Source organism: Psychrobacter sp. Sarcosine-02u-2 (genome assembly GCF_002836335.1).
Taxonomy (GTDB): Bacteria; Pseudomonadota; Gammaproteobacteria; order Pseudomonadales; family Moraxellaceae; genus Psychrobacter; species Psychrobacter faecalis.
On record NZ_PJBX01000004.1, the window covers coordinates 1 to 9048 of the forward strand.

8 protein-coding genes and 1 pseudogene are annotated in these 9048 nt (G+C 40.8%); 7 read left to right on the forward strand and 2 right to left on the reverse strand.

Annotation, left to right across the window (positions count from 1 at the left end; translation table 11 throughout):
- From CXF58_RS00370 to ccmI, 4 genes are all read left to right on the forward strand, one after another.
- Positions 1-1102: cytochrome c-type biogenesis CcmF C-terminal domain-containing protein (locus CXF58_RS00370; RefSeq protein WP_323807191.1), on the forward strand; the 1102-nt coding region annotated here is incomplete at its 5' end.
- An 83-nt stretch (positions 1103-1185) separates the two neighbouring features.
- Complete coding sequence (locus CXF58_RS00375; protein ID WP_102076228.1) at positions 1186-1764, forward strand: DsbE family thiol:disulfide interchange protein; 579 nt, start codon at positions 1186-1188, stop codon at positions 1762-1764.
- An 83-nt stretch (positions 1765-1847) separates the two neighbouring features.
- A complete protein-coding gene (locus CXF58_RS00380) occupies positions 1848-2330 on the forward strand; it encodes a cytochrome c-type biogenesis protein (RefSeq protein ID WP_371532842.1) in 483 nt (160 codons plus the stop codon).
- The gene (gene ccmI / locus CXF58_RS00385; protein WP_062844957.1) at positions 2327-3607 is read left to right on the forward strand and encodes a c-type cytochrome biogenesis protein CcmI; all 1281 of its coding nucleotides are present in this window, start codon (positions 2327-2329) and stop codon (positions 3605-3607) included. Before CXF58_RS00380 ends, ccmI begins: the two co-directional genes overlap by 4 nt.
- A gap of 27 nt (positions 3608-3634) precedes the next feature.
- On the opposite strand, the gene CXF58_RS00390 is transcribed toward ccmI, so the two are convergent.
- Entirely contained in the window at positions 3635-4285 is a 651-nt protein-coding gene (locus CXF58_RS00390) for an IS1595 family transposase (protein ID WP_102076230.1), read from the reverse strand.
- A gap of 319 nt (positions 4286-4604) precedes the next feature.
- Here CXF58_RS00390 and lspA point away from each other — a divergent pair, with 319 nt between their 5' ends.
- From lspA to CXF58_RS14110, 3 genes and pseudogenes are all read left to right on the forward strand, one after another.
- The gene (lspA, locus tag CXF58_RS00395; protein ID WP_102076231.1) at positions 4605-5312 is read left to right on the forward strand and encodes a signal peptidase II; all 708 of its coding nucleotides are present in this window, start codon (positions 4605-4607) and stop codon (positions 5310-5312) included.
- A 267-nt stretch (positions 5313-5579) separates the two neighbouring features.
- Positions 5580-5921 carry a DUF3817 domain-containing protein gene (locus CXF58_RS00400; RefSeq protein ID WP_102076232.1) on the forward strand — a complete coding sequence of 114 codons (342 nt, stop codon included), beginning with the start codon at positions 5580-5582 and terminating at the stop codon, positions 5919-5921.
- A 340-nt stretch (positions 5922-6261) separates the two neighbouring features.
- Positions 6262-6887 (forward strand): annotated as a pseudogene (locus CXF58_RS14110) (recombinase family protein).
- A gap of 289 nt (positions 6888-7176) precedes the next feature.
- On the opposite strand, the gene CXF58_RS00410 reads toward CXF58_RS14110, so the two are convergent.
- Entirely contained in the window at positions 7177-8760 is a 1584-nt protein-coding gene (locus CXF58_RS00410; RefSeq protein WP_102076233.1) for a Fic family protein, read from the reverse strand.
- Positions 8761-9048: the final 288 nt, after the last annotated feature.

Below are 9048 nucleotides of genomic sequence, written 5' to 3' on the forward strand. Positions count from 1 at the left end.
CTTAGCTATTCTTGGCATTATCATCGGTAGTGGTCTATTAATGTTTGCCGTTCGAGGTTGGCGTTTAACCGTTGAAAGTCAATATCAGCTGATTTCACGTGAGTCCTTTTTAGTGATCAACAACGCCATCATTTTGATTGCAACCTTAGTGGTGCTGCTCGGCACCCTTTACCCTATTATCGCTGATGCTTTTGGTTTAGGACAAGTGTCCGTTGGCCCTCCTTATTTTAATGCATTATTTGTACCTTTAACGTGGCTGTTATTAATAGCTATGGGTATGGGCTCAAATATTCGCTGGAAAAAAGACACCCGTCCACTACTGGGTATAGGCATGGTCATCGCCGTTAGTAGCTTAGTATTAGCCGCCATTATTACTTACTTTGTTAATCCATCGTCTATGCTTAATATTGGTGTGACTTTAGCCGTTAGCTTTTGGGCACTGCTATGGATGGCAGTTGATTTTAAAGATAAAACTAAGAATGCGCCTAATCTTTTTAACGGTTTGCGGCAGTTGCGTCTGAGCTATTGGGGTCAACAGACTGCTCATATTGGCGTATTGGTTGCTGTCATTGGCATAGCCTTTACTAGTAGCCTGAGTATTGAGCGTGACGTAGCAATGGGTATTGGCGATACAGTCAATGTTCAAGGTTACGATTTTGAAGTAACTGAATTTTTTGAAATAAAGGGTAGTAACTTTGATGCAACGCAAGCGCAAGTGGTGGTATCCAAAGACGGTCGTGAAGTGGCGAAACTGACTCCAGAAAAGCGTACTTATATTATCAGCACGATGCCAACAACTGAAGCTGCTATTGACCCCAGTCTTATGCGCGATGTTTATGTCGCACTGGGCGAACCTATTGCCGATGGTAGTAACCAATGGGCATTAAGGATTTATGTAAAACCATTAATTCGCTGGATTTGGTTAGGGGCAATTATCATGGCTCTAGGTGGATTAATTAGTATGCTTGATAAACGATACCGCATCAAAAAAATTAAAGCTCCGTTGCTAGTTACTGGTAGTTTGGCTACTTATGGAGTCAATGAGGTAGCTATTGAGCAGGCAATCTCAGTATCGACGATGTCGACACTAAAGGAGAAGTAAATGACTATGTCGAATAACACTCCTGAGCAAAAAGATAGCCAAAACAGTAAGCAGCGTAACCCAAAGGCAATGAAAAAAAGCAGATGAAGCTATGGTTCTTAATTCCGCTTATCCTCTTTTTTGGTTTGGTAGTTATATTGTACATGCGCTTAGGTAAACCAACAGACATTGTGACCAATACCGCTCTTGAGCGTCCGGTTCCTGCCTTTGAGCTGCCGTTATTAGCAGATACTACCCGTACTATCACCAATAATAATTTGCCAGATAAGCCGTTTTTACTTAATGTTTGGGGCTCGTGGTGCCCAACTTGCATTATTGAGCATCCGTTTTTAATGCAACTAGAAGAGCGCGGCGTTGATATCGTTGGTGTGAATTATAAGGATGAGATTGGTAATGCGCTCAGTTACTTAAACCGAGGCGGTGATCCATTTTCTATGTCTATTCAGGATTCATTGGGTCAGTTTGCTCTAGACTTAGGCATAACTGGTGCGCCCGAAACCTTTGTTGTGGATGGAGATGGCATCATTCGTCAGCATATTGTTGGTGAGATTAATGAAGCCAATTGGCAACAGCGTGTTAAGCCGTGCCTGACCGTACTTAATGAGGCTAATAAGAACAACGATAGTCCTGATCTCATTCAGGTTGAGGAGATGTGCAAATGAACGTTACTCGAATAAGAGCTCCTCAAATAAAACTCAATATAATTTTAAAACTAGCAAGCTTAATACTAGCGTGTTTGCTTAACATGACGGCAAACGCAGCTATTGACGTATACGATTTTGATTCACCACAGCAAGAAGCTCAGTATCGTGGATTAATAGAAGAGTTTCGCTGCCCAAAATGCCAAAATCAAAACCTTGCAGCCTCTGATGCACCGATTGCACAGGATCTAAAGCAAAAAGTCTATGATTTAATTAAGGATAGACGTAGTGATGCTGAAATACGCGCCTATATGCAAGAGCGCTACGGTGACTTTATTAGCTACAAGCCGCCTATGCGACCATCGACATGGATCCTATGGTTTTTTCCACCATTATTATTGCTCGTCTTAATTGTTGGTTGGTTTTGGCAAAGTAAACGCCGCCAAGTTGTCGCCCGTGGCCAAAACGGCGTTACAGTGAACAGTACTGCTGCCTTGACCTCTGCGGAAAAGGCTGAGCTTGATCGTCTATTATCGCAAGCTGAGAATGTCGACCACGATATTACTAGCATAGAGGACAAAAAATGACTCTATTTTCTACTTTTGGCTTATTTGTAGCTCTAAGCTTGCTGATTGCTCTTATATTTGCGCTAATTGCTATTATGCCATGGCTACGAGCACCGCGTTTGCAGTCCAAACCAATAGACAATCAACTGCTAGATATTAATGTTGCAGTATTTCGCGAACGTTTAGCTGAGCTACAAACAGATAAAGACAGCGGTACTATTAATAATAGCCATTATCAAAATCAAAAGCTGGAACTGGAGCGTCAGCTATTAGATGCGCAGCGTCAGATAACACCTATGGTCACCCCTGATGTCAAAAGCCGTTTAATTGTCGCAGCTTGGATCCCAATATTGGCTGCAATGGCGTACTTACTAATAGGCAATCGTACGCCCGTGTTTGATTCGTGGACAAGCGAGGACAAAGTAGGACAAGTGGCTGATGACCTATTGACGGCTAAGATTGATAAGCCACCAAAGTGGGCGACTGAAAACGGTCGTCAGTTGATTAGCGCTATGCAGACCAACGTCCATCGTAACGCTGATGATCCTAATCGCTGGATGCGCCTATCTGAGCTTTTCTTATCGATGGAGGCGACTGGCTCTGCTTTAGAAGCCTTATCGCGTGCCTATCGTTTAGCACCTGATAACGAGGAGATTGCTACTACTTATGCTCAGACTAGTTTTTTTGTTAATGAAGGTCAGTTAGACGCCAATATTCGCCGTGTATTACAAGCTATATTAGCTAAGAATCCGCAGCATGAACGGGCTCAAATGCTCATGGCAATGGGTGAGACTCGTAGTAGTAACTTTGCCCAAGCGCAAGGTTGGATTAAACGCTTACAAGGCAGCATTGTGGCCAAACCAGGTGATCATACTAAAGCTTTAGCAAGCTTAGATGAGTTAAGCAACTACGTTAGCACGCAAGAAAAGCAAGCGCTAGAAGGTATTGACGTGACAGTGAAAATTAACGCTAATTTATTACCGTTAGTGAAAGCTGATGATGTGTTGTTTGTTGCGATACGTGACGTTAAAGGAGGTCCACCGTTTGCCGCCAAACGTTTACCCATTAGTATTATCAAGCAAGGTGAGGCTAGTATCCGCTTAAGCAATCTTGATGCGATGATGCCAGATCGCACGTTAAATTCAGCTCGTAGTGACAAAACTCAGTTAGCAGTCGTTGCTCGTATTAGTCATAGCGGTAATGCCATAGCAGAATCAGGCGACTTATCGGGTAATCCTATAATGATTAGCGTTGAACAGACTCAGGTTAATGTTGAAATCAATCAACAGATTCCCTAATAAAAAATTAGGGGCTGTCCTAGATAACTAGTTCAAACCCTGTTTAACCCATTGTTTTAATTGTAGTAATTGCGACTTTGGGTCACTGTGATTAAAACGCCACTCACATTCCTTTAAATAGAGGTGAAAATGTTCTTTTGGAACTCCGTTAAACTTACGTAGATGCCGTTTAGCTTGGTTCCAAAAGTTCTCTATACCATTAATGTGATTCTTGTCATTAACAAAGGTTTTGGAGTGGTTGATACGATAATGAGTAAACTCACTGACATCTAATGCGTTATAGCTTTTAAATGAGTCAGTATAAACAATGCTATCAGGCTTCACTTTTTCTCTTATAATGGGGATCAAAGTATCTGCTTTAGCATTGGGTATAATACAAGCGTAGACCTTGCCATTACGCTTTAATAGACCAAACACGGGCACTTTGCTACCAGCACCTCGCCCTCGCTTGCCTTTACGAGTTCCACCAAAGTATGATTCGTCTACTTCGATTTCGCCTTCAAATAGACCAGGGTCTTGACTATTCTCGTAAATAAGCAGTCTTAGCCTATGAAAGTAATAACTGGCTGTGGTTTTATTAATACCAATTAGGCTTGCTGCTGTTCTCGCGGTAGAACCGGCAACAAATGACTCGATTAGTCTGCTTTGTTTATACCAACTTAGTTTACTCTTTCTCATAGTGCTATCCTAAATAATTTTACTTATCTAGGACAGCCCCAAAAATTATTACCGTAAGTTTCATAATACCAGAGCGGTAAGTGGAGCCGTTTATGAAAGTGGCGCGATTAATAATCGTATACCAAAAACATATACGTTTAACATTGTTCATTGTATAAACATAGATAAAGGGGTGGTGTTCTAAAAAGTATGCTGGCGATAAAAGTCAATAAGAAATCTATGCTAAGTTCTCTGATTCTATAGGGCTTTTCAAGGCTTCAAAATTGTTCAAATTTTAATCAGCATACTTTTTGACACACCACCGATAAAGGAAACAACTATGACTGAATCTACCGACAGATTAGATAGTACTAAATTGAATAGCGTTGAATCGGCTAGTACTAATATTGCTGACAAGAAGGTACCTATAGCTGTGAGTAGTACTCATCAATCGATTGACTCTAAAACCATAAATCATACGCCTAAAGCTATGTACGTGACTTCAGACAACTCAATAACACCTAAAGATAAGTTGGACAAAATGCCAAAAATGGTTGCCAATGGCAGTCGCGCTTTTATCTGGTATTTGTTGGCGATAATGGTATTAATACTTGATCAATGGACTAAGTGGTTGGCCCAAACCACATTAGCGTTCAATGACCCCGTACCGGTCATTGAACCATTTCTCAACTGGACACTCGCTTATAACTATGGGGCAGCATTTAGCTTTTTAGCCAACGCTGGCGGTTGGCAGAAATGGTTTTTCTCAGGCTTAGCTTTTGTAATGGCTATCTTTTTAACGGTTTATTTAATCAAAGCGCCACGTGCAGCCAAGCTATTATCTATGGGGTTGGCCTTAATGCTTGGTGGTGCGATTGGCAACTTAATCGATCGTTTAAGAATTGGTAAAGTGGTTGACTTTATCCATGTGCATTATGCTGATGTCTGGAATTATCCTATTTTCAATGTTGCAGATATAGGTGTCTGTGTCGGTGTCGCATTGATTATAATTGACATGATATTTTTAGAAAGTAAGCGTAATAAATAAGCACATTGATGCCGATTATCACAAACAAAATGAACTAGCGTCGTATTCACTCTATACGGAAAAATACTTTTTATACTTGAGTATGTTTATAAAATGTGAACTGGAAGGTAATGTATGACTGGTATAGGTACTCACTCATTTTAGGTCTTAAAACTCAATACTTAAAAGCTCTGCGTAGAGCCATTATTATAGAGACATTGAATAATCCATAAATTCTTTATTGATCATAACAAAAGGAAAATACAGTGTCACAGACTCAGCCAACTATTGAAAAAATTCACAGCCTTAGAAAAAAAACAAGAGACAGCGTTAAAAAGTCTTACCCTTATAGGCTATCTAGAAGGCACCTCTTTCTTATTATTGCTCTTCATCGCCATGCCACTAAAATATATGATGGACATTCCAGAAGGTGTGAAATACATCGGTATGGCACACGGTATGTTGTTTATTACCTATATCATAATACTTATAGGCTCAGCTATCAAAATGAAAATGCCTCTTTGGGCAATACCTGCGGGCGTACTCGGCTCACTCTTACCTTTTGGCCCATTTATATTCGATCATTTACTAAAAAAGAACTTGCAGGAAAATGTAAGTAAAGAAGCCTAGAACAAGCTCTGCTATAAATGCCACAAACGTATCTTATTACTCAAGATTATTTTTCCTAACTAAATCACAAGCCGCCATCACTCATCGTGGCGACAAATGAATAACATTGAGCAGAAATTAATCACAATAAAACTTTAATTCAGACCCAGTATGAATAGTCTCACACTCCAGTTACTTTTCGAACTTATCTTACATACTATCGACAAACCCGTTTTGTTTAAAAGCTAAACAGGTTTTGTCATCCGCGATGGCTTTCCTGTTATCGTAGGGTATACCCCAGGGGCACTATCAAAACAGGTCTCTTAATCAATTAATAGTCTACTTATAATAGACTGCAATAATGGAACCACTTATAACAGACTATTTTAGGTGTTTATGTTTATCAGAGCATAGAGCGCCCATCAAAGATCAAGATGCCAAGCGTGCCAAAAGTGAGCTCATATAGTTTGCTGCTGATCATGGTCACAAAATTGCCGCCTTCTATGTTGAAAACGAGTCAGACGCAACTTTAATACGTCCACAGTTAATGTAACTGATAAATGATGCCCATGAAGGCGATATAATTTGGTTGAGCAGATTGACCGCTTAGCACGTTTAAACCAAGCTGATTGGGATACTCTCAAAAGAATGCTATTAGAAAAGAAGCTGGCGGTAGTATCAGAAGAGCTACCGACCTCTTATATAACGCCTCAATCTGATAGCAGCATTGAATTTATGAGCAGCGTATTACAGGCCATCAATTCGATGATGCTTTATATGCTCGCTGCTATTGCTAGAAAGGACTATGAAGATCGACGTAACCGTCAGATGTAAGGTATTTCTCGTACTAAGGTAGAAAGTAAATATTCAGGACGTAGGAAAGATACCGAGAAGCGTAAGATTATCGCTAGCCTTCTGAAATCTGGGCGTAGTTATTCTGAAATACAAGCTACAGCTAAGTGCTCGCGTCATTTGATAGCTGTATAGCTAAATAAATACTCAAATACTCAAATACTCAAATACTCAAATACTCAAAATCATTTTGACTATCTGTATCAAGGCTTGTCAAATTACAATGGTCTGTTATCAGCAGTTCCTTTTATACAGTCTGTTTTAAGTAGTTTATTAGCGTAAATAGGGTCAAGAAAAATATTGATTACGTTTTAGGCTATGGTATTTCAGCCGAATCTTTTGTAGTCGAATCATCATCGCAACGATGATATTTATACCAGCTTAATCGTCAAGGTAGACATCCCTGCATATAGCAGGGTCTGTTCTACCTATTCAATTCATCTGTCTCATCTTTAAAGGTCTCTACAACGACAGAGAAAATATCGTCCCAAACCTCATCATTTGTTAAAAATGGATAATCCTTAAGTAACTTATTACTTTTAGCACCCTTATTTTGCAGCATACTGCGAATGATTCTATCGGCATAGCTGTTGGGCATCTCAACAATCTCTTTTATCGCCAGTCGTGCATGGTCATGCTTTCTTAGGTACTGTGACTCGTTATGCATCTCTTTTTCAATAACATGAGCAATCAGTCCTAATAAGTACTGAACGTGAGGCGTTAGATCCATAAAGCGCCATGCAGGTTGAATCAGGTGAGTATTTCCAAAATTTAAGTTTGAGCGAATACCATCAGGGTAAGTAACTGCCTTTTTATCAAAGCTGTAATGATCACGGATTTGCTTCATAAGCGGCACAGAGACACGGTCTAAAATTTTGTCATAGGCATGACGGTCTGAGGGATGCTCAGCAATGGCTTGTGATATAGGTAGGATAATCGGCTCATGAATGACCTGGTCTCGCCTGAGGACGTCATTAATTAAGAAGCGATGTACACGGCCATTGCCATCCGCCAGCGGATGAATATATACAAAAGCAAAGGAAGCAACCGCACTACGTATCAGTGCCGATTGCCCCTCGGTCTTTTCCATAAATGCCTGTAACCCTTTGAGCTTTTCAGCAATGTCATCAGCAGGTGGCGCGATATAGTGCACAATCTCTTTAAAGCCATTGACCTGAGTATGCGACACAAAAACTGGTGATTGACGGACACCATACTGCTGGATAACCGTTTTGCTACCGAGTATCTCTTGTTGCAACTCTGCCAATGATTCAGGATCAAGCGGAATGTCACCGGTGCCGGTACGCCGTGCCATCACATCGGCAAAACGTTCAATACGTTTTAACTCTTTCCCTTCACCTTCTATGGTAAAGCTGGCTTTACTCTCTCGTAATGTCATCCATACGGAGGCACGCATCAGTAAGTCTTGTCCAAATTCATCGTTAAGCTTATCAACCATCGTGGCAATATCGAGTGCTGCCGCTTGCGTAAACGACTCTGTTTTTACCAGTTGAGGACAGAAATGACGGGTTCCTGCAAGATTGTCATTGATACGCCAACGAGCATTCTTGATGACATGCGCAGGGCTTGAAGTAACCTGCTTCTTAGCATCTAGAGCATCCACATAGTTACCGCCTAAATTACTCGGTACTGCTAACTCTTTATCCATGAGCCATTCATACAAGAAAGCCATTCTACGGGCATAGCTGCCTGTGGGCTCAGCGTTTACCCATGCTTGTAAGTCATTAGCCCCTATCTGCTCAAACAGACGAGTCAGTAACTCTAAATTCAATACTTCATGACGCATGTGAAACTGTAAGTGAGCAATGATAGTGTCCAGTGGACGCGCGGTTTCCTGATAAGCGTTATGGATGACATCACCGTCTTTATAGGTTTGCCTGCGCCCACCGATACTACTGCTGACATATAAAGGCGAAACCAGCTCGATGCTTGCATGACGGATAAGCCATGCTGCGCCAATAGGGTCTAAGGTAGGGGTGTTTATCATGAGTGGCTCAAGCGATTATAGATAAGCCATTTTGCGCAAAAACGATTATGAATGCAATATAATGATTATAATGAAGCCTAATTGCATCAAAACGATTTTTATATGACGCTGTGATGTCTTTAGATAAAGATCGAGGGGCGTTTTAAGTGGGCATAATTGATCGAAATTGAAGGTGGTAAATACCCATCTTTTAACACAGCTACGTAGTAATAGAGTGCCTATTCTGTAAACAAAGTCTGCTTGCCTCGCGTGTAAAGCCTTATATATCAGCTGTTTATGAACAAAAAT